Consider the following 26,674-nt stretch of genomic DNA (forward strand, 5'->3'; position numbering starts at 1 on the left):
CAGGTAGAAAATAATTTTCTACCTGTATGAGCTGACTTAATTACTGTTTAGCGCGTTCTTCTAACATTGCAACAGCAGGAAGTTTTTTGCCTTCAACGAATTCTAAGAAAGCACCACCACCGGTTGAAATGTAAGAGATTTTGTCTGCGATATCAAATAAATCAATAGCAGCTAACGTATCACCACCGCCAGCGATAGAGAATGCTTCACTATCTGCGATTGCTTTAGCAACGATTTCTGTGCCTTTGCGGAAGTTAGGGAATTCAAACACACCTACTGGGCCGTTCCACAGAATAGTTTTTGCATTTTTCAGAATTTCAGCTAAACGTTCAGCAGTCACATCACCGATATCCAATACTTGTTCATCATCTTTAATGTCATTTGCTGATTTCAATACAGCTTCTGCTGTTTCAGAAAATTCAGTCGCAACACGAACATCGCTTGGTACTGGAATATCACATTTTTCCATTAATTTCTTAGCATCATCAACAAGATCAGCTTCGTATAAAGAACGACCTACAGGATGACCTTCTGCTGCAATAAAGGTATTTGCGATACCGCCACCAACGATTAATTGGTCAGCAATTTTTGATAAAGAATCTAATACAGTCAGTTTAGTTGAAACTTTAGAGCCACCAACAATAGCAACCATTGGACGAGCAGGTTTATCTAAGGCTTTACCTAATGCTTCTAATTCTGCTGATAACAGTGGGCCTGCACACGCAACATCGGCAAATTTAGCCACGCCATGCGTTGATGCTTGAGCACGGTGAGCAGTACCAAATGCATCCATTACAAAAACATCACATAATGCAGCATATTGTTTAGATAGCGTTTCGTCGTCTTTCTTTTCGCCTTTATTAAAACGAACGTTTTCAAGGACAACTAATTCACCTGCATTGACTTCAACACCATTTAAATAGTCTTTAGCAAGGCTAACTGGTGCAGTTAATTTATCTTTCAGATAGTCAACAACTGGTTTTAAAGAGAACTCTTCGTTGTACTCACCTTCGGTAGGACGACCTAAGTGAGAAGTTACCATCACTTTAGCGCCTTGTTTTAACGCTGCTTCAATTGTTGGTAAAGAAGCACGGATACGCGCATCTGAAGTCACTTTACCATCTTTAACGGGAACGTTCAGGTCAGCACGGATAAGAACTCGTTTACCCGCTAGGTCTAAATCGGTCATCTTAATTACAGACATGATGAATCCTCTCATTGATTCTCTAAAATTTAGTAATCTTCTGTTCAGTGCCTTGTATTATTACGCGACACCGTCATTAAAACATGATTATTTAAAACCAGTTGCAGCCATTGCTAACGTTGTATCAAGCATTCTATTAGCAAAGCCCCATTCATTATCACACCAGACTAACGTCTTGATCAGGTGTTGCCCACTGACTCTTGTTTGAGTGCCATCAACGATTGCACTATGAGGGTCGTGGTTAAAATCAGTTGAGACTAATGGCAATTCTGTGTAATCCACTATACCACGAAATGCGCCAGTTGCTGATTTTTGAATTAACCGATTGACATCTAACACATTTACAGCAGTTTTTACAGTGATACTTAAATCAATTGCCGTCACATTAATTGTAGGAACTCGTACAGAAATTGCCTCAAAATGATCCTTAAATTTCGGGAAAATTCGAGTAATTCCTGCGGCCAATTTCGTATCAACAGGAATAATAGATTGTCCTGCAGCACGAGTACGGCGTAAATCCTTATGGTATGCATCAATCACGGGTTGGTCGTTCATGGCTGCATGGATTGTAGTTACTGTTCCTGATTCTATATTAAACGCGTCATCCATCATTTTAATGATGGGGATAATGCAATTTGTTGTACAAGATGCGTTTGAAACAATTCGGTGCTCTTTTTTAAGTTCGTGTTGATTCACACCAAAAACGACAGTTGCATCTAAATCAGTTGTACCAGGATGAGAAAAAAGCACCTTCTTTGCGCCTTGTGCAATATGTGCTTCGCCATCAGCACGGGAGCCATAGGCACCACTACAATCAAGTACGACATCAATACCCAGTTCACCCCAAGGTAAATCAGTAATCTCAACGTGATGAAATAAACGAATCGTATCATCACCTACTTGCAATAAATCGTTGTTAATTCGTACATCCCAAGCAAAACGTCCGTGGCTGGAGTCATACTTGAGAAGATGCCCGATACCTTGTGCATCAGCTAATTCATTTATTGCAACAACCGTTATTTCAGCTCGTTTACCTGATTCATAAAGCGCTCTTAACACATTACGCCCTATACGACCAAAACCGTTAATAGCGACTCTGATTGTCATGTGACTTCCTTGATAACTAGTAATTTGCAACCGCTTAGAATAATAGAGCAAGATACTAATCAACAACGATAAATCAAGTAAATCTAGAAATTGTGCAGTCACCGACATTTTAGGATTAACTGAAACGGTTCAGCTTACTGATAGTCAGATTACGAAAAATGAGAGAAGATCGCAATAGTAAACAAAGATGGAAGGATAAAAAAAGAGCACATCTGAGAAATTCTTCCCAAAAATGTGCTCTTGTTAACACTTATTGATTATTTAAGTAAAGATTTTGCCTGTGTAACCACATTTTCAACAGTAAAACCAAACTCTTCAAATAATTCATTTGCTGGTGCCGATTCGCCGAAGCTATGCATACCAACAATCGCGCCTTCTAAACCAACATATTTGAACCAATAGTCAGCAATACCAGCTTCGATAGCAACACGTGCTTTCACTGATGCTGGCAATACTGCTTCACGGTAATCTGCATCTTGCTTATCAAATGCATCTGTTGCTGGCATAGAAACAACACGTACTTTACGGCCTTCAGCTGTCAGTTGTTCATAAGCACTAACTGCTAATTCAACTTCAGAGCCTGTTGCAATAAAGATTAATTCTGGAGTGCCAGCACAATCTTTCAGGATATAACCACCCTTTTCGATATTTGCCAGTTGCTCTGGAGTACGTGATTGCTGTGCAAGATTTTGACGAGAGAAGATCAGTGCTGTTGGACCATCTTTACGATCAATAGCATATTTCCATGCAACAGCTGATTCAACTTGGTCACATGGACGCCATGTGCTTACGTTTGGAGTGACACGCAGGCTTGCCATTTGCTCAACAGGTTGGTGAGTTGGACCATCTTCACCCAGACCGATAGAGTCATGAGTATAAACAAAGATACTACGGATCTTCATCAATGCAGCCATGCGTACAGCATTACGTGCATATTCCATAAACATCAGGAAGGTCGCACCGTAAGGAACAAAACCGCCATGTAATGCAATACCGTTCATAATTGCAGACATACCGAATTCGCGTACACCGTAATGGATATAGTTACCTGCTTTATCTTCGTTCAGTGCTTTAGAACCAGACCACATGGTCAGGTTACTCGGTGCTAAGTCCGCAGAACCGCCCATGAATTCAGGTAATACTTTACCGAATGCTTCTAATGCATTTTGAGACGCTTTACGGCTTGCAATACTTGAAGGGTTTTGTTGCAGATTTTCAATAAATGCTTTGGCATCTGTTTCCCAGTTTGCAGGTAATTCACCAGAAATACGACGTTTGAATTCAGCGGCTAATTCAGGGAATTCTGCAGCATATGCAGCAAATTTAGCATCCCATGCAGCTTCTTTTGCTTTACCCGCTTCTTTCGCATCCCACTCTTTATAAATTTCTTGTGGAATTTCGAATGCGCCATATTCCCAACCTAACGCTTTACGTGTTTCAGCAATTTCTGCATCACCTAATGGGGAGCCGTGAGAATCAGCAGTACCTGCTTTATGAGGAGAACCAAAACCGATAGTGGTTTTACAAATTAACAGTGAAGGCTTGTCAGTAATTTGTTTTGCTTCTTCAATCGCTGCTTTGATGCTTGCTGCATCGTGTCCATCAATGCCACTGATTACATGCCAGCCATAAGCGTCAAAACGTTCTGCTGTGTTATCAGTAAACCAACCGTGCACTTGACCATCAATAGAGATGCCATTGTCATCATAGAATGCAATCAGTTTACCTAACTGTAATGTTCCAGCTAAAGAACACACTTCATGAGAGATACCTTCCATCATACAACCATCACCCATAAAGGCGTAGGTGTAGTGGTCAACAATGTCATGACCAGGACGGTTAAATTGAGCCGCTAATGTACGTTCTGCAATTGCAAAACCCACTGCGTTTGCAATACCTTGACCTAAAGGACCCGTTGTTGTTTCAACACCAGGGGTGTAACCAAATTCTGGGTGACCAGGTGTTTTAGAATGCAATTGACGGAAATTTTTCAGATCATCTAAAGAAACTTGATAACCAGACAGGTGCAGTAAGCTGTAAATCAGCATTGAAGCGTGGCCGTTAGACAATACGAAACGGTCACGATCAGCCCAGTTAGGGTTAGTCGGGTTATGATTTAAAAAATCACGCCATAATACTTCTGCAATATCAGCCATACCCATAGGGGCGCCAGGGTGTCCTGATTTCGCTTTTTGCACAGCATCCATACTTAAAAAACGGATCGCATTAGCAAGGGTTTTACGAGTGGTCATTTTCTACTCCAAGTCGGATAAAAAGCATCTAGATAGCTGATTCTCTCAATGCAGGCAAAAAACCGCAATATAAAAAATCCGCAAAGGTGGCTATCGTAATTAGCTTAAATCAATAATTCTTTGATTTACACAACATTTTTTACGATAAAATCGGAAAATAACATTATCTCACCGCATTATTGCGCAACAAAAACATTAAATAGACATTATTTGCGCAACCAAGAAATAAGCTATTAAACCTTAGCTTGATACGACTAATCAAGATAAAATTTCTTTATCAAATTATCCATTAAATCAAATAAATATCGTATTTGTTTTAATTATAACCTAATAACTGACTGAGTTTGTTGCAAGGACGTAGAATTATAAGAGCTTAAAAAAGACAAAAAGCAGATAATTCACTGATTCAGTGATAAAAATCTTATTTACATCATATATAGCTAAAAGGAAAAATCAGCGTAACGTAAATGTTACTTATTACCTTAGCAAAATGAGTGAGAAAATAAGTAATTAGGTTATTCCAAGAATGGTTTTTATAAATTTTATTACAATAAAGAATATATTTTTCGTATTTTAACTTTCAATAAGCCTAAAGTTTCTTTTTTCTGTGTTAATTGAATATTTTTTTCTATTATCATTTTTGCAGAAAAATAATTTCAGAAAACAGCTTACTTAATAATACGCGAAAGTTTGCAAAGCAAAAAACCCAGCATAAATGCTGGGGTTTAGTAATGGAAGGCATCCCTCCGAATTGGATTATCATTTAATATGGTTATAACTAACCTTGTTCAGATATTTTTAAAGACAGGTATTTTTCTAACTTCTTTAAGGTAGGCAGTACCTTCAGTATTGCCAGTACCTGGCGAGGTACCCAGCATTTTTACAGCAATACCGTAATGCGACTGCCTCCATATTTTCATGCCTAATCCAAACGACTCCATCGCTTGATGAAAATCGTCTTTATACAAATTATCCTGAGGAATAAGATTAAAAACATCATCAATCGTCTCGGGGTTAGATAAAATCGCCTCGCTTACCTCCGGTACCGCTTGATAGGCTATTGAATTGAATCTTTCGGCATCAGGTCTACTACACAATGATTCAACTTTTTTATAACTGCGTGACTGGATTGCACTAGAGCCTTCGGTATAGTCTCTGAACCTATGAAAACCATCAACCCGCAACGTCGATAACAATGGAAAAAGTGCTGCCATTTCATTCAATCGATTAGCGCTGAGAAACAAGAGTTCAGTTGCTTGTTTCAGATCCGATTTAGCAAAGGCAATAACTTCCGTTAAACAAGAGGCCAGCCAATCAAACAATGTTTCAAAGGCCTGTAATATACGTAGAAAAATGTACTCATCATGATTAATATAAACGGGTATCATAGAGTATTCTAAGCGTAATTTTTCATTATCAGATAAGCGTAAAAACACAGCAGAACAAATTGTGTCGCAGATAGCTATCATATCCCGCTCATTATTTTCCCACTGTATATTCATTCGTTGATATACTTTTCCCATACACTTTATCAGTCGTCGGCAACGCATATTAACAAGTCGCTGATCTGGTGCCATTTCATAGAGCCAACTGCCATTATTACGCAATGCATCTAGCTCAAAGCGGATTAAATCCATAGTAATAATAGTCAATTGCCAATCGATATAATCAGCACTATTTTCTGTGTAATTCTGCCAATGTAATAAATCCAGTGCTAGATAAGATCGATAACTATAAGTGTCATCAAATTTATCCAAGACGACGTTAAGAAAACTTAACATCCAATCACCAGCGGAACTGTGGGCTAATTCATCTCGATATACTGCCAGTTGTTGTAATTTTTGCTGGGTAACAAAATGTTTTCCAACTTTATGAAATTCAGAAAGGATCTCTCTGGCATCACACCGATGACTATTATTCAATAGACTGTCTTCGGCGACCACTCTATAACTCTTTTCACGTTTTGAATCAGCCCCATCAAGATGCTCTTGCTCTGATATTCTATCAGACATAGTTAGCTCCCGGCTCTTTGTTGCATAAATGTCAGGATTTCAAGTTGCTGGGCGAGTAGTTTTATATATTCCATCCCGCTTCACTAATACTGTTGCCTTCGCTACATACCCAGCACTCAATTCACTCGCTGCTTCAGCTAACTCTTCATTTTGAAGTTTCAACCATCGCTCTGTGGATTAATGTATAACCTGAAAGTACCATTCATTAATAATATAAATGTATTTATACAATATAACAGTCATTAAAACCAACAATAATTTAACGTTGAACCAACAACCCTAACTGTAAAAAGACATATTTACCGGAATTACATAAATAAAATCAATCAAGTTAAAAGGAAAATAATTTTATTACATAGGTTGAAAATTCTTTAAATTAATCCACCAAAGAGTAATTAAAGATAATTAAAAGTGATAACTTGCATTATTATAGTTTTTTAGTTCGATTAGTTATTATGATTTATTTTATTATTCTAATTGCTTTAATTATTTTAACGGTAATTTTTCGAAGGGTAACAATTAAAGATATCCCGTCATTAATCACAAGCCAAATAAGCAAATACATAAAATATATTTATACTTTTTTATTAAAGCAATGTTAAAATCTGTTTTATTGGTTTTCAATAATTATTTATATATTCAATCAAACAGCTATGCGGGTCTAATAAACAAGGTGTTACTGGCTAGCTGAGGCTAGTTTGGATATCAACGGGGATCAGTACTGGTGTTACCCGCTTAGTTACCCGCTTAATGGTAGGAGAAAGCCTTGTGTTCTTATATTTAGTTCAATGTTTCTGAACGCACGTTACCGCGTGATTTACGTGAACGATTGGCTTAATTGCGGGTAGAAGGTCGGAAAAGTAGCATACTGCTGTCTGGTATGATGATAAAACCCCAATAGCAAAAACCCCAGCATAAATGCTGGGGTTTGGAATGTTGGCGGAACGGACGGGACTCGAACCCGCGACCCCCTGCGTGACAGGCAGGTATTCTAACCAACTGAACTACCGCTCCGCGCATCCTTTCGGACGGAGTGAATATTACGAATCTCTTGCCTTGTCGTCAACTGTTTTTCTAACAAAAAGATGCATTTGGATAATTTTTAATCTCAACTTACTCTTTGTGCTTTTTTTATATTCAAACAGCCTCATCATTTGATGCTGGACGCCATAAACAATGCCCGCCTTTCTTCTCAACCAAATCTAATCGAGCCTCATGCTCAGCAACTTCTTCTGCAGTTGCTCTTATTACTCTTAATCCTGAAACTGGGCGCTCGATGCGCTGAATATCATTTTGCTCTTGCTCGTTACTTGATTCACCTTCCATTGAAAATGCTAATGCTGTTTGTCCACCGGTCATTGCCAAGTAAACATCAGAAAGTATTTCAGCATCCAATAACGCGCCGTGAAGAGTACGCTTAGAGTTATCTATTAAGTATCTATCACATAAGGCATCAAGATTATTTCGTTTGCCGGGAAACAATTCCCTCGCCATTGCAAGGCTATCGGTAATTTGACAGAACGTTTCGGTAGGCGGAATATCACGATTAAGCTTTCTAAATTCATAATCCATAAAGCCGATATCGAACGATGCATTATGAATGATCAGCTCTGCTCCGCGAATATATTCTAAAAACTCATCGGCAATATCAGCAAAAGAAGGACAATCTTCTAAAAACTCATCACTAATGCCGTGAACTTCAAAAGCTTCAGGATCAACTAATCTTTCAGGCTTAATGTAAACATGGAAATTTCGCCCTGTTAATCGACGATTGATAACCTCTACGGCACCAATTTCAATGATATTATGACCTTCATAATGAACGCCCAGTTTATTCATACCGGTAGTTTCGGTATCAAGTACAATTTGTCGTGTGATTGGAGTGCTCATAATCCGTTTTTATGTCAGACTTAGGGTTAGTTTTTCGTATTAATCAAAAAGGATAAGTCGCCTTTATGCACAAGCAGGTAGAAATATTCACCGATGGTTCATGCTTAGGCAACCCAGGCCCTGGTGGTTATGGCGCTATTTTACGCTATCAACAACATGAAAAAACCCTAAGTGAAGGTTTTTTTATGACCACCAATAACCGAATGGAACTTCTTGCTGCTATCGTAGCACTAGAAACATTAAAATTCCCTTGTAAAATTACACTGACAACAGATAGCCAATATGTCAGACAAGGTATTACACAGTGGATCCATAGCTGGAAAAAGCGTCAATGGCGCAAAGCAGACAAAAGTCCTGTGCTTAATGTCGATTTATGGAAACGCTTAGATAGTGCTATTACTCGTCATGAAATTGAATGGCATTGGGTAAAAGGCCATGCCGGTCATGATGAAAATGAACGTTGTGATGAATTAGCAAAAGCGGCAGCTCAATCACCGACACAAGAAGATACGGGTTATATCGAAAGCCAAAAAGATAAAACACAATAAATCATGTTTTATGGCTCTGAATGATTGCGTGTGGCCCCTAAAACTCGACCTTTTACACTCATTCTTGGCAATGCAAATTTCAATGCAGTGGGTGTTAAAGGAAGTGTTCTTTTACGAGCAATAATTAAATTTAAACAGCCACCAGTGTGATAGCGGCTACCATCACGTTTTATTGGTCTTGAAAATGGCATAATATGGAAATTCTGTTGTGTCATCACTTCGTAATTTAGCACACTAAGCCAATCGATTTGGCGTCGAAGTGAAAACATGCGACTTGAATAAGGCTGCTTTTGTCGTAAAAGAGGCGTGCATTTGCCCAACCCTAATAAACTAATCGGGTTAAAGCTTGTTAATACTATCCAACCATCATCAATTAAAACACGATCAGCTTCTCTTAGTAGCCAATGGGGATCTGCACTATAATCAAGCACATGAGCCATAAGACAAACATCAATCGATTTATTTTCAAAGGGTAGATAATCTAAAGACGCGATAACATCCGCATTTAATGCATTCGATGTCACATTGACTTGATGCGAAACGATACTTAATTTGGTATCCAGTTCAGCACTGAGTTGACCGAGTTTCAGCAAATGAAAGCCATACATTTTTGGCCACCAGTTTTGTAAACGCAATTCAATCGCCATGCGATAATATTCCCCCCAAGGAATATCACGCCAAGAATTTGGCATTGTAATCGGTTTTACTGAACGCGCTGCTTTCATCGTTTAACCCTTTATATTTTATAAGTAAGGTAACTTATATGGAGCTTATCAGAATTCCTGCTTTATCAGATAACTACATTTGGCTATTAAGTAATGAAAATAGTGAATGTGTGATTGTGGATCCGTCACAAGCCAAGCCTGTTATTGAAATGCTTTCACAACGCTCGCTAACACCTATCGCAATTTTATTAACCCACCATCATGATGATCATGTTGGTGGCGTTGCTGAACTTGTAAAAAAATATCCTAACATTGACGTTTTTGGCCCACAAGAAACACAAAGTAAAGGGGCTGAAAATATTATTCATAATCAAGAACGCATTATTGTTAGCACGTTCACTTTTAATGTGATTGGCACACCCGGCCATACATTGGGTCATGTTGCTTATTATTGTGAACCTTATTTATTTTGTGGCGATACACTTTTTTCTGGTGGTTGTGGTCGCTTATTCGAAGGTACCGCACAACAAATGTTTAGTTCATTACAAAGATTGAGTGCGTTACCAGATAACACATTAATTTGTTGTGCTCATGAATACACCCTATCAAATATGACCTTTGCACATCATATCATGCCAGAAAATGCACTTATTACCGATTATTTAGCCCAAGTTAGTGAAATGCGTAAAAATTTGCAACCAACTGTGCCAATAACACTGAAAAACGAAAAGAACATTAATCTTTTTTTGAAATCTGACGATATTGATTTGCAAAGGATTTTAGGTATAACCACCAATACTTACGCTCCAATTAAGACATTTACAAAATTAAGAGAGTTAAAAGACAATTTTTAAATTCTATTGATTGTTTTATTTTGGCAGACTAAGTATCATTTGGTTCAAAAAACACACAGGATGAATTTTTCTATTATGAAGACAAAAGCGATTTTGTTCTCCATATTGCTATTGGCGGGCTGCCAGCAATCTGAGAACATTAAACCTAATTTGTCTGCGATCACACCAACGTCAACGAAAGGGACTTCAACTTCTCACCAACCTCAATATGATGTAAAAACCAATTTATGGGGTTATGTGGTAAGTGAATTGAAAATGGACCTCCCTGAAAATGAAAGGATCTCGCAGCAAGAATTATACTTTTTAAATAATCCCAAACATATACAGAGCGTTGCTTCTCGCGCTGAACCTTATATGTATTCGATTATTGATGAAATTGAAAAACGTGAATTACCAATGGAACTGGCACTTGTTCCTGTCATTGAAAGTGCGTTTAATCCTCATGTTACCTCTTCTGCAAATGCCGCGGGTTTATGGCAATTTGTACCAATAACCGGTAATTACTATGGTTTAGCACAGAACCAATGGTATGACGGCCGTCGTGATGTCATGGCATCAACGAAAGCTGCCCTTGATTTACTAGAGCGCTTGTATGTGATGTTTGATAGTGATTGGGCACTTGCCCTTGCTGCTTATAACGCGGGTGAAGGCCGTGTCATGCAAGCAATAAAGGCAAATGAGAGTCAAAACTTACCAACAGACTATTGGTCGCTTTCTTTACCTAAAGAAACGATGAATTATGTGCCGAAAATTCTCGCATTGAGCAAAGTTATTCGTGAAAACGAACAAACTATTACTTTCCCCAAAAGTAATTATCGCGATAAAGCATTAGCCTCATTTGATGTCGGCGAGCAAATCACGTTAAATAAAGTTGCTGAATTAAGTCAGTTACCTATTAATACCGTGAAAGATTATAATCCCGGCTATAAGCGCGGAATAACCGCACCAAATGGCCCTCATGTCATTATGCTGCCTCGCAATAAGCTTGACCAATTCCGTACCGCTTTTGAGGATGAAGCGATATTAGAAACTATTCGTTTAGCTGTTGCCAAAACGAATCAGTCTATTAAGCAAGAAGGCGTTTATAAGGTTCGTTCTGGGGATTCGTTTTACGCTATTGCTCGTCGCTACAATATGAGTATAAAAGACTTACAGCGTATTAATGGATTGAATGCAAAGAGCACATTGCTAGTTGGTCAGACATTAAAAATTCATAATGCAGGCAGTGCCACAACAACGAAACCAGCGAAACCGTCACCAAGCTACTATAAAGTACGCCAAGGTGACTCTTATTACAGCATTGCCCGTCGCCATGGCATTAATCTAAAACAGTTAATGAGCTGGAACGCTGACATTAAAATGTTAAAGCCAGGTACGCAATTAACACTGTATATAAAATAGTTTTCTACACTTAAGCTTCTTTAAAGCCATCAATATATTAACACCTTAAAGGTGATAAATAGAGATGGCTTTTTTCTTTCCTGTCAATTAGTCCCCCTTTCCAAGAAAACCGCTCTTTTCTTCCTTTTCATCCATGCCTTCTATTTTATTTTGTTTGAATATGCTCCCTTTACTCTTCCAAATATTAGACAATAAAAAAAGCGCCTGATATTTAACTATCAAGCGCTTTGTTTTTATCTCTATGAATTAATTTAGCATACTAACTTATAGCCAGAAGAACCAAGCAAACAGAGAGATAACAAAGATACATACTAAGTTTAGTACACCACCAACTCGCACCATTTCAGTCTGTTTAATATAACCAGAACCAAAAACAATCGCATTTGGCGGTGTTGCGACAGGTAACATAAATGCACAAGATGCACCGATACCAATAATCATTGTCAGCGCCATTACTGGCATACCTAACGCTTGTGCAACGGTTGCAAAGATAGGTACTAATAACGCAGCACTCGCTGTATTACTGGTGAACTCTGTTAATACAATAATAAAGGTTGTTACCGCCAGAATAATCACAAACCAATGACTGTTACCGAAAGTATCTTTCATAAAGTCAGCCATAACTAAGCTTGCACCAGAAGATTGTAAAATTGCGCTTAGTGTTAAACCACCACCAAACAGCATTAATACACCCCACTCTGTATTTTCTTGGATCTGGCTCCAACTAGCTACACCGGTAACCCCAATAACAATGGCGGCACTAACAGCAATAACGGTATCTAAATCTTTCACACCACCAAAAGCGCTACTGATAAAAGAACTAAAGATCCAGCAAAATACCGTCACTAAGAAGATAATCATGGTAATAACACGCTTGTTATTCCACTCTAAGACTTCTAATTTCAGATCAAACTTATGTTTCAAGTTAGGACGCAACATTAGGTACATTACAATAAACATGATAGGTAATAACACCAACATGATTGGAACACCATACTTCATCCACGTAATGAAATCTAAGTTCAGTTGAGCAGCGGCAATCGCATTTGGTGGGCTACCAACTAACGTACCTAAACCACCAATACTGGCACTATAAGCAACACCTAGTAATACGAAGACGAAAGTATTACGTTCTGAACGAATATCTAAGTTAGATAAAATACCTAATACTAGAGGCAGCATCATCGCAGCTGTTGCTGTGTTACTGATCCACATTGAGAGTAATGCAGTAACACCAAATAACAGCAATACAGCGATTGACAGTTTACCTTTTGCGATCATCAGCAAGCGGTTAGCAATTAAGCGATCTAGCCCTTGGATATGAAGTGCTGTCGCTAATGCAAAGCCACCGAAGAATAAGAAAATGATAGGGTTTGCAAATGATTTTAATGACTCATTAGTATTCATTAGCCCAAGCACAACGGCTAATATAGGTATAAATAATGCTGTTATAGTCACGTGAATAGCTTCTGTCAGCCATAACACACCCACAAACACCATTAATGCTAAACCTGCATTTGCCTTTGGATCATAAGGTAAAAATTCTAGCAAAAGTAGTAATAACACCACATCAATAGCCAGAATAATTAACCCTCGCTTGTTTATCGGACTAGACTTCGCCGACGGGGCTAAATTGGATGCGTCCATGATAATACTCCACATTAGCTGATATGAACATTGGATTCACTAAGCTTAAATTGTTAACGAAATAGGTTATATGTGAAATATAAAAACATTTCCCTTCATTGAAAATGCGCAAAAGCTATATTTGAGATCTGTTCCACGAGAATTAACCAATTTATTAATAAAAGAGTAATAATTGAACACTATTTTCTCTTATACATCACACTTTTTTCAAAGTTGTTAAAAATAAATATTCTATTTTTTCTGTAAAAAAATAAAAAAAAGAGGAGAACTCAAGGTTCTCCCCTTTCAGATTAATAAATTTTTTTAATCAAAGATGCAAGATTATGCTTGGCCTTTAACTTCTTTCAGACCGTTGAAAGGTGCTTTGTTACCTAATGCTTCTTCGATACGGATCAGTTGGTTGTATTTAGCAACACGATCAGAACGGCTCATAGAACCTGTTTTGATTTGGCCAGCTGCGGTACCAACTGCTAAGTCAGCGATAGTTGCATCTTCGGTTTCACCTGAACGGTGAGAGATAACAGCTGTGTAACCTGCATCTTTCGCCATTTTGATTGCTGCTAAAGTTTCTGTCAGTGAACCAATTTGGTTGAATTTGATCAGAATTGAGTTAGCAATGCCTTTGTCGATACCTTCTTTTAGGATCTTAGTGTTAGTTACAAACAGGTCGTCACCAACCAGTTGGATTTTGTCACCAAGAACTTTAGTTTGGTATGCGAAACCATCCCAATCAGATTCGTTTAAACCATCTTCGATAGAAACGATTGGGTATTGTTTAGTCAGTTCTTCTAAGTAATGAGTGAACTCTTGTGAAGTGAAGGTTTTGCCTTCGCCTTTCAGTTCATAGTTACCCGTTTCATTGTTGTAGAACTCAGAAGCAGCACAGTCCATAGCCAGAGTAACGTCTTTACCTAAAACGTAACCTGCTTTCTCAACGGCTTCTTTGATAGCAGCTAATGCAGCAGCATTAGATTCTAAGTTAGGTGCATAACCACCTTCGTCACCTACTGCAGTGTTCATGCCTTTTGCTTTTAACACTTTTGCTAAGTGATGGAAGATTTCTGAACCCATACGCACTGCTTCTTTCAGAGTAGGTGCGCCAACAGGTTGGATCATGAACTCTTGGATATCAACGTTGTTATCTGCGTGCTCACCACCGTTGATGATGTTCATCATTGGCAGAGGCATAGAATATTGACCGTGAGTACCGTTCAGATCAGAAATGTGCTCGTACAAAGGCATACCTTTTGCAGCAGCAGCCGCTTTTGCGTTTGCTAAAGAAACCGCTAGGATTGCGTTTGCACCAAAGTTTGATTTGTTTTCAGTACCATCTAAATCGATCATGATTTTATCGATGTTAGCTTGGTCTTTTGCATCCTGACCAAGGATCGCTTTAGCGATTGGACCATTAACAGCAGCAACCGCTTTCAGAACACCTTTACCTAAGAAACGTGATTTATCACCATCACGTAATTCTAAAGCTTCGCGAGAACCTGTTGATGCACCTGATGGAGCCGCAGCCATACCAACAAAACCACCTTCTAAGTGAACTTCTGCTTCAACTGTTGGGTTGCCACGAGAATCAATAATTTCACGACCAAGTACTTTAACGATTTTGGACATTCGGTTTTCCTCTGTACAAGTTAAATTTCCGAGAAGAGATACTCTATCTCTTCTCATATATCCTATTTCAGCAGGCCTTTTTGGTTATCAAAGGCTGCTTTCACAAAGCCTGCAAATAACGGATGGCCGTCACGCGGCGTTGAGGTAAACTCTGGGTGGAACTGACAAGCAACAAACCAAGGATGGTTTGGATTTTCAATAATTTCCACCAGTTTGTTATCTACTGAACGACCTGCAATACGTAAACCCGCATCTTCAATACGTTTTAATAGTAGATTATTTACTTCATAACGGTGACGATGGCGCTCTGTAATGGTGTTTTTGCCATACAGTGTACGAACTAAGCTATCGCCACTTAAATGGCAAGGCTGAGCACCAAGTCGCATCGTACCACCTAAATCACTATCTTCTGAACGCACTTCGACATTACCGTCTTCATCGCGCCATTCAGTGATTAATGCAATAACTGGATATTTGCAATCTGGTGCAAATTCAGTGGAGTTTGCACCTTCCATTCCAGCAACATTACGTGCAAACTCAATCATAGCAACCTGCATACCTAAGCAAATGCCTAAGTAAGGGATTTTATTTTCACGTGCATATTGAGCAGCCATAATTTTGCCCTCAACACCACGTTCACCAAAACCACCTGGTACTAAGATTGCGTCTAACCCTTTAAGCATTTCTACGCCACGAGTTTCAACGTCTTGTGAATCAATTAGTTTGATATTTACAGCAACACGGCTTTTGAAACCACCATGTTTTAATGCTTCAATCACTGATTTATAGGCATCTGGTAATTCAACATATTTACCAACCATACCAATGGTCACTTCGCCTTCAGGATTAGCTTCTTCATAAATAACTTGTTCCCACTCTGCAAGATTTGCGACTGGGCAATCTAAGCTGAATCGTTTACAGATATAATCATCTAATCCCTGTGATTTCAATAGTGCAGGGATTTTATAAATGGAATCGACATCTTTTAATGAAATAACCGCTTTCTCTGGTACATTACAGAATAGTGCAATTTTGGCACGTTCGTTTGCAGGAATAACGCGGTCTGAACGGCAAATCAACGCATCAGGCTGGATACCGATCGACAGTAATTCTTTTACAGAATGCTGAGTTGGTTTGGTTTTCACTTCACCAGAAGCGGCTAAATAAGGCACCAATGTTAAATGCAGATAGAATGTGTGCTCGCGGCCCACTTCTGCTGCCATTTGGCGAATCGCTTCTAAGAATGGTAAGGATTCGATATCACCAACTGTCCCGCCAACTTCAACTAAAACGACATCATGACCTTCACCGCCACGGATGATGCGTTCTTTGATTTCATTAGTGATATGAGGAATAACTTGAATTGTAGCCCCAAGATAGTCACCACGACGCTCTTTGCGTAATACTTCAGAGTATACGCGACCTGTCGTGAAGTTATTACGACGAGTCATTTTCGTGCGAATAAAGCGCTCATAGTGTCCTAAGTCGAGATCAGTTTCAGCACCATCGTCAGTGACGAAGACTTCCCCGTGCTGAATTGGGCTCATAGTACCTGGATCGACGTTGATATACGGATCCAACTTCATCATGGTGACATTGAGTCCACGGGCTTCGAGTATAGCCGCCAGAGAGGCTGCGGCAATGCCTTTACCCAGAGAGGATACGACCCCGCCGGTCACAAAAATATAATTCGTTTTCATGCTGAACCTGAAAGTTTAGGTGTATTAGGATGATGGATATAACTGGACGGGAACACAGTATACCCGAACCTTATTTTCGCTACAAACATTCTTAGTAGTATAAAGTTCTTTTTCATCACGCCACTTATCCGTTTAAACACGAAAAAACAGTAAAAATTCAATTAACTAAACCCGTGAAAATATTTCACAAGCATTTTAGCTTAATCCTTTCAGCTAAGCTATCACTTTTAGAGAAGAGATGCTTTATTTTTTCATAATATTAAGTGTAGCAGGTTTATAGCGAGATCTTTTGCTTATGATCATACGTTTAATTTTTTTGAGATTAATCACATTTTTAATGTAATAGAATGCAAATACAAAACTTTAAATTACCCAAAAACAAAAAAACGAAATTACATCTTATAATTTTTCTTTTTAAATATTTTTATAAAAACAGCTGAAAAAACGAGATGTTACAAGCTATTTTTATCGCACTTTATGTCATGTTAGAGTTAATTTGCGTGTCACAATTCACTCAATCGGTTGTTTTTTTGCTTTCTGCCAATAGATCTCCATCTCTTCCAATGAGGCATTTTCTATGCCAGTGCCTTTTTCTGAGAGCATTTTTTCAACAAAACGAAAGCGTTGTTCAAATTTTCGGCATGCTCGATTTAATGCTTGCTCGGGTTTTTGTTTTAAATGACGTGATAAATTCACCACAGAAAACAATAAATCACCTAACTCATCTTCAATTCGAGAGGCATCTTGAAGCTCTTTTTTCACCTCAGCTATCACTTCATCAATTTCTTCATAAACCTTACCCAAGACAGGCTCTAATTCATTCCAATCGAACCCCACTGAAGCACAACGTTTTTGGATTTTTTCGGCTTTCATTAAAGCAGGTAATGTAGCGGGAATATCATCTAATAATGAAAACTGAGCTTTAGCTTCTCGCTCTTGAGCTTTAAGTTTTTCCCAACGATATTTTTCTGTGACTAAATTATTGTCACTTTCAGTGGCAAAGATATGAGGATGACGGCGTTCTAGCTTATTACTGATAGCTTCACAAACATCATTAAAATCAAATAATTTTTGCTCTTGCGCCATACGTGAATAAAAAACAACCTGATAAAGCAAATCGCCTAACTCTTCTTTTAAATCAGCAAAATCTTTGCGTGTAATGGCATCTAATACTTCATAGGTTTCTTCTAATGTATAAGGTGCGATAGTGTCAAAAGTCTGCACTTTATCCCATTCGCACCCTGTTTCAGGATCACGTAGTTGCGCCATAATTTCTAATAAACGAAAGATTGCACGATTTTCTGACATCATATTGCCTTTTAAATAAGAGTTAGCTTTATCCTGTTTAACACATTTCTAGATAAAAAATGCCGAGAACAGTTGTCTCGGGATCTTATCATTTCAAGCTCAAGATCTTAAAAATAACTTTTTTGAAAGAATAATGACATTTTAAATTGAACTATAAATTTGTTATTTACAAATATACTCCTCGCTATAAATCCACGTTTCAACACCATATAAATACATCATTTTTGTTAAAGGTTTAATAAAATGAGTGAAAATATAATTCAATTTAGTACATTAACTGTAACGCCACATAATACTTATATTCCTGAGTATGCTTTTAATAATGGTTTTTCTTTTAATCAAGCTACAAATATTATTTGTAATAATTTTATGCAGGATAAAAAACAAGAATGCCCTGTTTGCGGAAAGAAAAATTGCCCTGCGTTTAAAAATGAATGTAAATCTTACTTAAAACAGAAAACCGAATTAGCATTAAAAAAAGCATTAATAATGCGACCTTATGGCCGTGCTTTAATGCATAGATCTAACGAGTTTAATGAAAGTTCTCCATTGCTATTATTAAATATGGAAGAAAACAACATTCCATTAAATAATGAAAATATAAGTCGTATATTTGAAGCAGATCTGAATCTAAGTAGAATGTTTTACCAAAAAATGAACTATATAAATGGTTTTCTCTTTGATATTCATTTTAGTCCTCATCCAGATCCTATGTTACAAAATATAGGTGAAAAATTTGGGGAATATTCCCGCTGGCTACCCTCAGTACGATTAGCCTTACATGCCTTATATGCAGATAAAGGCGCAGACAATATAAATAATTTTCCTGAGATGCAAAAATATATTAGAGAACAAGATTTTAAATCCGCATGCCAAGATTTCCATAATAATATGACGTTTACATATCGCAATTTCCAAATTGCTGATATTTTAGCTCAACAAGCAAATAAAAAAGAACAAACAAACGATGATTTTAAGCAATTGCATGATTCAATAAAGTTTACTGCTGATTTTTATAAAGAAGTGTTTAATGCTTATGGTGATAAAGCAAGGAAATTAGCGGAGTCTTTAGCACAACAAGCCAGAGGAAAAACCATCCGTAACGTTGATGATGCGCTAAAAGCTTACGAAAAATACAAAGCGAATATCAATAGAAGAATTAATGCCAAAGATCGTAAAGCTATTGCAACTGCATTGGAATCGATCAAACTCGATGATATAGCTCAAAAATTAAAAAAATTTAGTAAAGGTATGGCCTATACTGGTTACGCTATTAACTTTGCAGATTGGGCTACCGAATTACATAAAGCAATACAAACCGATAACTGGCGTCCTTTTTTTGTCAAAACAGAAACGCTTATAGTAGGAATGGCAGCTACATCTGTAGCTGGATTTACATTTAGTGTGCTTCTAGGTGGTCCTATAGGTATATTAGGCTATGGATTAATCATGGCTGGTGTTGGTGCATTAATAAATGATGATTTAGTTGAAAAAGCCAACCAGTTCTTGGGAATTTAACTTTATATAATGAAAGGTTACTTATTTAATAAGTAACCTTTCATTAACAAAACTATAATATAAATAATTGTAATTGGAATAGTCAATAAAAAAACGACTCCATGATATACCGCTATCCCTCCCATTTTTCCTGGTGTATCCATAAATACCCCCTTATTCCAAAACTCTCTTGTAGTAAACTTAAGAAAGAAACTCTCAACTGCCCATTTAGATACGGAAAAGAATATAATTCCATAAATATTAATAATTAAATAAATAGTCTTATACCTAAATTCATCATTCCAAAATAGATATAAAAAACATAAACCAATAAACCATCCCCAACACATATTCTTAATATAATATTGTTTAGTTATCTTCATATTTATCTACTAGATCCCTTTTATTTAAAACTATATTTATTTTAAATAAACCCTAGCAATTAAATCACTAACTAAATATACAGTTTTTCTGATTTTTAGATAAAAAAATGCCGAGAACAGTTGTCTCGGCATCTTATCATTTTAATGTTTTAGTGAGAAAAGCGTTTCGCTTCTATCACATCAGGCAACTGATTAAGTTTTGCCAAAATACGACTTAATACTTGGAGGTTATAAATCTCAATATTCATATCAATGGTCGCAATTTGTTGCTTCACATCACTACGGCTACTGACACCAAGTACATTCACTTTCTCATTGGCTAAAATAGTCGTGATATCACGTAATAATCCACTACGATCATTCGCAACAACACGCACTACTAATGAATAACCGCTGGAATAATTCTCTCCCCATACCGCATCAACAATACGCTCTGGCGCATGAGAAAGTAATTCAGCAAGTTGCTCACAATCAGCACGGTGAATCGAAATACCACGACCTTTGGTAATAAAACCAACAATATTGTCACCCGGAATAGGCTGGCAACAACGTGCAATATGGTGCATTAAGTTACCCACCCCCTCAACGACAATACTACTACCTGAACCAGTGGTTCTTGGTGCTGGCGTTTTGCTTTCGAGTGTCCGCAGTGCTTCTTTATCTTCATCTTCCGCAGTGGCTTTATTTAATTTACTTTGAATAAAGTTCACTAATTGATTAATTCGGATATCACCGACACCAATCCCAGCTAATACTTCATCAACACTATGCACGTTATAACGCACAATCAGCAGTTTTTCTGCTTCTTTCATATTGATATCCATATGCGCCAATTCGTTATCTAAAATCTGACGCCCTGCAAGAATATTTTTATCGCGATCCTGCTTGCGGAACCAATTGTGAATTTTTGCACGTCCACGGCTTGTCGTGACATAACCTAAATTAGGATTTAGCCAATCGCGGCTCGGGTTAGGATGTTTTTGCGTGATAATCTCAATTTGATCGCCCATTTGTAGCTGATAGCTAAAGGGCACAATGCGCCCGCCAATTTTCGCTCCAATGCAGCGGTGCCCCACATCACTATGAATATGATACGCAAAATCAAGCGGTGTTGATCCTGCCGGTAAATCAACCACATCACCTTTTGGTGTAAAGACGTAAACCCTATCATCAAACACTTGGCTACGAACTTCATCCAGCATTTCGCCAGAATCTGCCATCTCTTCTTGCCATGCAATCAGTTTGCGTAACCATGCAATACGGTTTTCATAACTTCCTGTACCGCCTTTCGTTGTCGCGCCTGTGGCGCCTTCTTTGTATTTCCAGTGCGCAGCCACACCCAGCTCGGCATCTTCATGCATTTGGCGAGTACGAATTTGAATTTCAACCGTTTTACCTTCTGGCCCTAACACAACGGTATGAATAGATTGATAACCATTTGGCTTTGGATTTGCCACATAATCATCAAATTCATCAGGTAAATGACGAAAATGAGTATGCACAATCCCTAATGCTGCATAACAATCTTGAAGACGTTCAACAACAATACGTACCGCTCTTACATCAAATAATTCATCAAATGCCAAGTTCTTTTTCTTCATTTTGCGCCAGATACTATAGATATGTTTGGGGCGACCATAGATATCTACATCAACATTCTCTTCTTTCATATAACCACGTACCGTACTGACAAAATTATCAATATACTGTTCGCGATCGATACGACGCTCATGAAGCAAGCTTGCTATTTTTTTGTATTCATCAGGATGAAGATAACGGAAACAAAAATCTTCTAATTCCCATTTTAATTGACCAATACCCAATCGGTTGGCTAACGGCGCATAAATATTAAAACACTCTTTAGCAGCCAGTACGCGCTCATCTTCTGTGGCATCTTTGACTTCGCGTAAATGGGCTATACGCTCTGATAGTTTAATGACTACACAACGGAAATCTTCTACCATAGATAACAGCATACGACGCACGTTATCTACCTGAACTGAGCTTGTTTCATTGGTATGTGTCGCTTTTAATTGGCGTATGGCGTCCATTTCCATAACACCACGTACTAAGCTCCAAATAGCATCACCAAAGTGTTCTGTGACGATTTCCTGATCAATAAGATTTTCTTCAGCAAGAGGGAAAAGAAGCGCTGCCCTCATGCTGTCTTTATCCATGCTGAGTGTCGAAAGAAGCTCAACCATTTCAACACCACGCCACAATAACCGTTCGGCATCTTCACGCCCTTGAACAGTACGATGGCAGTATTCCCAGGTTTGCATGATTTCACTACCCGCATTGGCATGAGTTAAGTTCAAGCTGTTAACCCATTTATCAACAGCAAACTCTCCCGCAGGTGTTAAGTGAGCACTTCTTACTGCAACCATATTCTCTCCCTACACGGTATAAATCTTATTTGCGACTTATTTACTGGCTAACTGTTTATTATCGACTCAAATTATTTTCGACTAAACTGTGCCATTGATTCCAGATGACCCGTTTGTGGAAACATATCCAACATTTTTAAACCGGTTAGCTGATATCCAGAATCTAATAATATCTTACTATCTCTGGCTAACGTGGTCGGATTACAGGAGACATACACGATTTTTTCTGCAGATAACTTCACTATGTGTGACATTACCTCCAGCGCTCCTGCTCTTGCAGGATCTAACAACACTTTGTTAAACCCTTCTTTCGACCACGACATCGCAGAAAAATCAGCCGATAAATCTGCATGCCAAAAATGCGCATTACCTAGTTGGTTTAGTTTTGCATTCTTTTTCGCCATTTCAACCAGTGCAGGTACACCTTCTATACCCACAACTTCACTGACACGTTTTGCAATAGGTAAAGTAAAGTTACCCATACCACAAAACAGATCTAACACGCGATCTTCTAGCGATAAATCAAGCCATTCAATAGCTTGAGCAACCATCTGAGAATTTATTTCATCGTTTACTTGAATAAAATCAGTGGGTGCAAAACGTAAATTTAGACCTTCTATTTGATAGAAGGGTTCCTGCTCAATTGGAGTTAATCGTGCTATCTCGCTATTATCACCTGCAAGATACATCGTAACTTGATAAGTTTGAGAGAAATCACGCAAACTCTGTTTATCATGCTCAGGCAATGGAGATAAATGACGTAAAATAACTAATGGTCCATTATCAGCAAGCACCATTTCAACATGCCCTAAATCACGCGCTGATGTTAATTTGCTAAGGCATGTCCAAAGAGGAGGCAATAAATCATTTAATTGAGTTTTTAACACTGGGCATTTTTTTATCATCACCAAATCGTTCGAGCGCTCTTGGCGAAAGCCCATTACCAACCCTTTTTCAGGTTGATAGCGCAATCCTAATCTTGCTCTACGACGATAACCATATTCAGCGCCTGCAATAACAGGTTCCGCTGAAATAATCACCCCAGTTTCACGCTTAATAAGGTGCGATAACACACTGGCTTTTGTTGTACGTTGTAGCGCAATAGGCACATGTTGCTGCTGACAACCACCACAACGATCATAATATTCACAATGCGGTTTTATGCGCTGTTCACTGGTCGTTAAACGCTTAATAACTTCGCCTTTAGCAAACTGGCGCTTTTCTTCTGTTAAACGAATACGAGCAGTTTCTTGTGGGAGTAATCCTTTTACAAAAATTGTTTTGCCCTCAGCATGAGCAATACCTTGACCATTTGCATCCAATGCACTGGCGGTCACTTCCAGAATCATCGCCTGTTTTTTCGCAGGACGTTTTTTAGGGGAATAAAACTGCACCATAGTATTAAATTAAGTATCAATAATGAATTAACAGTGAAATGACATCGTTTTAAAATACGCTGTATTTTTTCAGCGTGACATGAATGACTATGCATTTCAGAAGAAAACATAAAGAGAGTATAACATCGAACAAGTTATTTACTTAACTGATATAAGCAATATTTTTGTTAATTTGATAAATCTTTTAATGATAACAACCTAAGGCACTCGTTTTATGAATTTTATATTGTTCTATAACTAACAAATATTATATATAACTTTTATATTGAATATATTTACAATTAATAACATCTGTTTTCTGTTATTTTAATAAATCTTTATTATCACTAAGAAAAGTCTAAAATTTATCACCAATCAATTAGATAGCGTTTTTCTTAATGATTACAAATTAATCACAAACCATTAATTTTCTATATTCTTCATAAGCATAATGATCTGTCATTCCACTGATATAATCTTGAATTAATCTTGTACGATAATAAAACTCTAAGACTTTACCTTTTTCAGTATTTATATCATTTAGCTTTTCTAACATTTCGTTATAAGCTAGTTTATGTTTCACAGAAAGCTTATGATATAAACGCGTCTCAATAACATATTTAGGATGTTCGTTATATTTATGCAATCTTAAAAAATCTTCCGTTGATAATAAAAGCAAGGGTTTATAGATATCAAGTAACCCACTAATCACGCGATATCCTTTCATTTCAAGTTCTTCAACTTCAGGATGGCTAAACACCCATTTTTTAGCCACACTTTTTAATGTTGTTAATAAACGGTGCTCAGCACTATCCCCTTCCAATAAGGCGTGGTTAAAACTCCCTTCATAAACTTGAGGAAGATTTTTTATAAAACGGTAGGCAGTATAAGGGACTAATTTCCCTGTAATATAAACTCGTAAATACATAAAGAACTGATCTTGCATACTGCGCTTAGCTTCATTTTGATCGACTTTTTTATAAGCACGATTAACGGTTATATCAAATAAATCACCTTCAGTGACATCGCCATTTTCACGCCATGCATCACGTAAAAGCTGAACAAGACGGTTAATATCAAAAATTCCCTTTTCTACCGCATCATCTAAATCCGCAATACAATAAGAGATGTCGTCAGCAGCTTCCATAATATAAGTGAGGGGAAAGCGACAAAATTCCCCCATATCTAATTTTTGTTGTACTTCTTTTACAAATGCTAATTCAGACCAATAATACCCTGGTTTTTTCATTAAATAGCTATATTCTTTAGGAACATCACCTTGCCAATAAGCAGGACGAGTGTATTTCAATACACACCCAATTTGCGCATAGGTTAAATTCAATTTAAGCAGATGATGTGCCATTCGGATAGCTTGCGCATTACCTTCAAATTGACATAAATCTTGGCGTAAAGTTTGTCGCAATTCATTTAATTGCACTTTAGCTGAATACTGCATAGGGATAAATGGGCAACGGTCGAATTCGGCCGTCGCCTCTGGTGATAATACTTTTTGAAACCAATGTTTAATTGCCGCTTCACCAAAATGGCCAAAAGGTGGGTTACCAATGTCATGCATTAAACACGCCATCTCAATTAAACTCTCAAGGCTATCAATACGCTCATTTAAGCCATACACTTCAAGCTTATTTTGTTTTTTTAACTCACCAATAATTTGCTTAGCGATATAACGCCCTATTTGTTGAACTTCGAGAGAATGAGTAAGGCGACTGCGTACTGCGGAATTTGTCTCTAAGGGAAAGACTTGTGTTTTTTGTTGTAAACGACGAATAGCGGCTGAGTTAATAATACGCCCTCGATCACTTTCAAATTGTCGAGAAACCTGAATTTCATCATTAATATCGATGTCACTGCTGTTGTATTTACGTTGATAATTTAACTTCAGCTTAAAATCGATCATTCCTATCCTCTTTCTGGCTTAAATGAAACGAATTCTCTATTCTTTGTGTTATATCGTGTTTTTCCGATAGATGTTAAACTCTATTTAAATTTTATTTATTCTTAACCTACAAGTGAGTATGACACAATGAGAGTTGGCGTAATAGGTGCAATGGAGCAAGAAGTCACACTTCTGCGTGATAAAATTGAAGATTGCCAAATCTTATCCCGTGGCGGTTGTGAAATCTATACAGGTAAAATTAACGGTGTTGATGTTGCATTACTAAAATCAGGTATTGGTAAAGTTGCAGCCGCGATCGGCACAACATTATTACTTGAGCATTTTCGTCCTGATGTCGTTATCAATACTGGCTCTGCGGGTGGCTTAGACTCAAGATTAAATGTCGGTGATATCGTTGTTTCAACAGAAGTGCGTTATCACGATGCTGATGTGACTGCGTTTGGTTATGAACCTGGTCAAATGGCACAATGCCCTCCCGCTTTTATTGCAGATCCCAAACTTATTAGCATCGCAGAAGAGTGTATTGAATCACTAAAATTAAATGCAGTTCGTGGTTTAATTTGTAGTGGTGATGCTTTTATTAATGGTGCAGAACCTTTAGCTCGGATCCGTCGCACATTCCCAGATGTTGTGGCCGTAGAAATGGAATCAACCGCAATTGGCCATGTTTGCCATCAGTTCGATACACCATTTGTTGTGGTTCGTGCTATTTCTGATGTGGCTGATAAAGAATCACACTTAAGTTTTGATGAATTTTTATCTGTTGCCGCAGAACAATCAAGCTTAATGGTGACAGCGATATTGGATAAATTAAAAGACTAATTAAGTCGAGATAATCTTAATACCGCTTTATCAATACCCCGCCTTTCTTTTTTACTTATTCTAAGATAAAAAATAGGTGG

The 26,674-nt window shown here is 37.8% G+C and carries 19 protein-coding genes and 1 tRNA gene; 5 read left to right on the forward strand and 15 right to left on the reverse strand.

Annotated features, from left to right (window positions below; all coding sequences use genetic code 11):
* Positions 1-40 precede the first annotated feature (40 nt).
* The 6 genes from pgk to dnaQ all read right to left on the reverse strand — a co-directional run bounded on the left by pgk (position 41) and on the right by dnaQ (position 8,465).
* Positions 41-1,204, reverse strand: coding sequence for a phosphoglycerate kinase (pgk, locus tag DK858_RS08510; RefSeq protein WP_109397043.1), 1,164 nt, complete (start codon positions 1,202-1,204; stop codon positions 41-43).
* 87 nt (positions 1,205-1,291) lie between these two features.
* Positions 1,292-2,311 carry an erythrose-4-phosphate dehydrogenase gene (gene epd / locus DK858_RS08515; protein ID WP_109397044.1) on the reverse strand — a complete coding sequence of 340 codons (1,020 nt, stop codon included), beginning with the start codon at positions 2,309-2,311 and terminating at the stop codon, positions 1,292-1,294.
* A gap of 257 nt (positions 2,312-2,568) precedes the next feature.
* Complete coding sequence (gene tkt / locus DK858_RS08520; RefSeq protein ID WP_109397045.1) at positions 2,569-4,563, reverse strand: transketolase; 1,995 nt, start codon at positions 4,561-4,563, stop codon at positions 2,569-2,571.
* Positions 4,564-5,351: 788 nt separating this feature from the next.
* Entirely contained in the window at positions 5,352-6,575 is a 1,224-nt protein-coding gene (locus tag DK858_RS08525; protein ID WP_109397046.1) for a hypothetical protein, read from the reverse strand.
* A 937-nt stretch (positions 6,576-7,512) separates the two neighbouring features.
* Positions 7,513-7,589, reverse strand: a tRNA-Asp gene (locus DK858_RS08530).
* A 123-nt stretch (positions 7,590-7,712) separates the two neighbouring features.
* Positions 7,713-8,465: a DNA polymerase III subunit epsilon gene (gene dnaQ / locus DK858_RS08535; protein WP_109397047.1), complete on the reverse strand. Its 753-nt coding sequence runs from the start codon at positions 8,463-8,465 to the stop codon at positions 7,713-7,715.
* Between the two features lie 65 nt (positions 8,466-8,530).
* Between dnaQ and rnhA the strand changes: the two genes are divergently transcribed.
* A complete protein-coding gene (gene rnhA, locus DK858_RS08540; RefSeq protein WP_099074311.1) occupies positions 8,531-9,013 on the forward strand; it encodes a ribonuclease HI in 483 nt (160 codons plus the stop codon).
* A gap of 8 nt (positions 9,014-9,021) precedes the next feature.
* Here rnhA and DK858_RS08545 read toward each other — a convergent pair whose 3' ends face one another.
* The gene (locus DK858_RS08545; protein WP_109397048.1) at positions 9,022-9,738 is read right to left on the reverse strand and encodes a methyltransferase domain-containing protein; all 717 of its coding nucleotides are present in this window, start codon (positions 9,736-9,738) and stop codon (positions 9,022-9,024) included.
* A 38-nt stretch (positions 9,739-9,776) separates the two neighbouring features.
* Here DK858_RS08545 and gloB point away from each other — a divergent pair, with 38 nt between their 5' ends.
* Positions 9,777-10,532, forward strand: coding sequence for a hydroxyacylglutathione hydrolase (gloB, locus tag DK858_RS08550; RefSeq protein ID WP_072063584.1), 756 nt, complete (start codon positions 9,777-9,779; stop codon positions 10,530-10,532).
* Positions 10,533-10,607: 75 nt separating this feature from the next.
* On the forward strand, positions 10,608-11,933 hold the full coding sequence (gene mltD / locus DK858_RS08555) for a murein transglycosylase D (protein ID WP_109397049.1): 1,326 nt from the start codon (positions 10,608-10,610) through the stop codon (positions 11,931-11,933).
* Positions 11,934-12,197: 264 nt separating this feature from the next.
* Here mltD and DK858_RS08560 read toward each other — a convergent pair whose 3' ends face one another.
* From DK858_RS08560 to mazG, 4 genes are all read right to left on the reverse strand, one after another.
* Positions 12,198-13,580 (reverse strand): SLC13 family permease, encoded by a 1,383-nt coding sequence (locus DK858_RS08560; protein WP_109397050.1) that lies wholly within the window; start codon positions 13,578-13,580, stop codon positions 12,198-12,200.
* 321 nt (positions 13,581-13,901) lie between these two features.
* The gene (eno, locus tag DK858_RS08565) at positions 13,902-15,203 is read right to left on the reverse strand and encodes a phosphopyruvate hydratase (RefSeq protein ID WP_036911952.1); all 1,302 of its coding nucleotides are present in this window, start codon (positions 15,201-15,203) and stop codon (positions 13,902-13,904) included.
* A 62-nt stretch (positions 15,204-15,265) separates the two neighbouring features.
* Positions 15,266-16,903: a glutamine hydrolyzing CTP synthase gene (pyrG, locus tag DK858_RS08570; RefSeq protein WP_109397051.1), complete on the reverse strand. Its 1,638-nt coding sequence runs from the start codon at positions 16,901-16,903 to the stop codon at positions 15,266-15,268.
* A gap of 510 nt (positions 16,904-17,413) precedes the next feature.
* Positions 17,414-18,211, reverse strand: coding sequence for a nucleoside triphosphate pyrophosphohydrolase (gene mazG / locus DK858_RS08580; RefSeq protein WP_109397052.1), 798 nt, complete (start codon positions 18,209-18,211; stop codon positions 17,414-17,416).
* A gap of 243 nt (positions 18,212-18,454) precedes the next feature.
* Here mazG and DK858_RS08585 point away from each other — a divergent pair, with 243 nt between their 5' ends.
* On the forward strand, positions 18,455-19,729 hold the full coding sequence (locus DK858_RS08585) for a colicin-like pore-forming protein (RefSeq protein ID WP_228407251.1): 1,275 nt from the start codon (positions 18,455-18,457) through the stop codon (positions 19,727-19,729).
* Between the two features lie 17 nt (positions 19,730-19,746).
* Here the strand turns inward: DK858_RS08585 and DK858_RS08590 are convergent, their stop codons facing one another.
* The 4 genes from DK858_RS08590 to dgt all read right to left on the reverse strand — a co-directional run bounded on the left by DK858_RS08590 (position 19,747) and on the right by dgt (position 25,772).
* Entirely contained in the window at positions 19,747-20,091 is a 345-nt protein-coding gene (locus DK858_RS08590; protein WP_109397053.1) for a colicin E1 family microcin immunity protein, read from the reverse strand.
* A 149-nt stretch (positions 20,092-20,240) separates the two neighbouring features.
* Positions 20,241-22,478: a GTP diphosphokinase gene (relA, locus tag DK858_RS08595; RefSeq protein WP_109397054.1), complete on the reverse strand. Its 2,238-nt coding sequence runs from the start codon at positions 22,476-22,478 to the stop codon at positions 20,241-20,243.
* A gap of 71 nt (positions 22,479-22,549) precedes the next feature.
* A complete protein-coding gene (gene rlmD, locus DK858_RS08600) occupies positions 22,550-23,875 on the reverse strand; it encodes a 23S rRNA (uracil(1939)-C(5))-methyltransferase RlmD (protein ID WP_109397055.1) in 1,326 nt (441 codons plus the stop codon).
* A gap of 388 nt (positions 23,876-24,263) precedes the next feature.
* On the reverse strand, positions 24,264-25,772 hold the full coding sequence (dgt, locus tag DK858_RS08605; protein ID WP_109397056.1) for a dGTPase: 1,509 nt from the start codon (positions 25,770-25,772) through the stop codon (positions 24,264-24,266).
* Between the two features lie 126 nt (positions 25,773-25,898).
* Between dgt and mtnN the strand changes: the two genes are divergently transcribed.
* Complete coding sequence (gene mtnN / locus DK858_RS08610; protein ID WP_109397057.1) at positions 25,899-26,594, forward strand: 5'-methylthioadenosine/S-adenosylhomocysteine nucleosidase; 696 nt, start codon at positions 25,899-25,901, stop codon at positions 26,592-26,594.
* Positions 26,595-26,674: the final 80 nt, after the last annotated feature.

This window comes from Proteus faecis (assembly GCF_003144395.1).
Classification (GTDB): Bacteria; Pseudomonadota; Gammaproteobacteria; order Enterobacterales; family Enterobacteriaceae; genus Proteus; species Proteus faecis.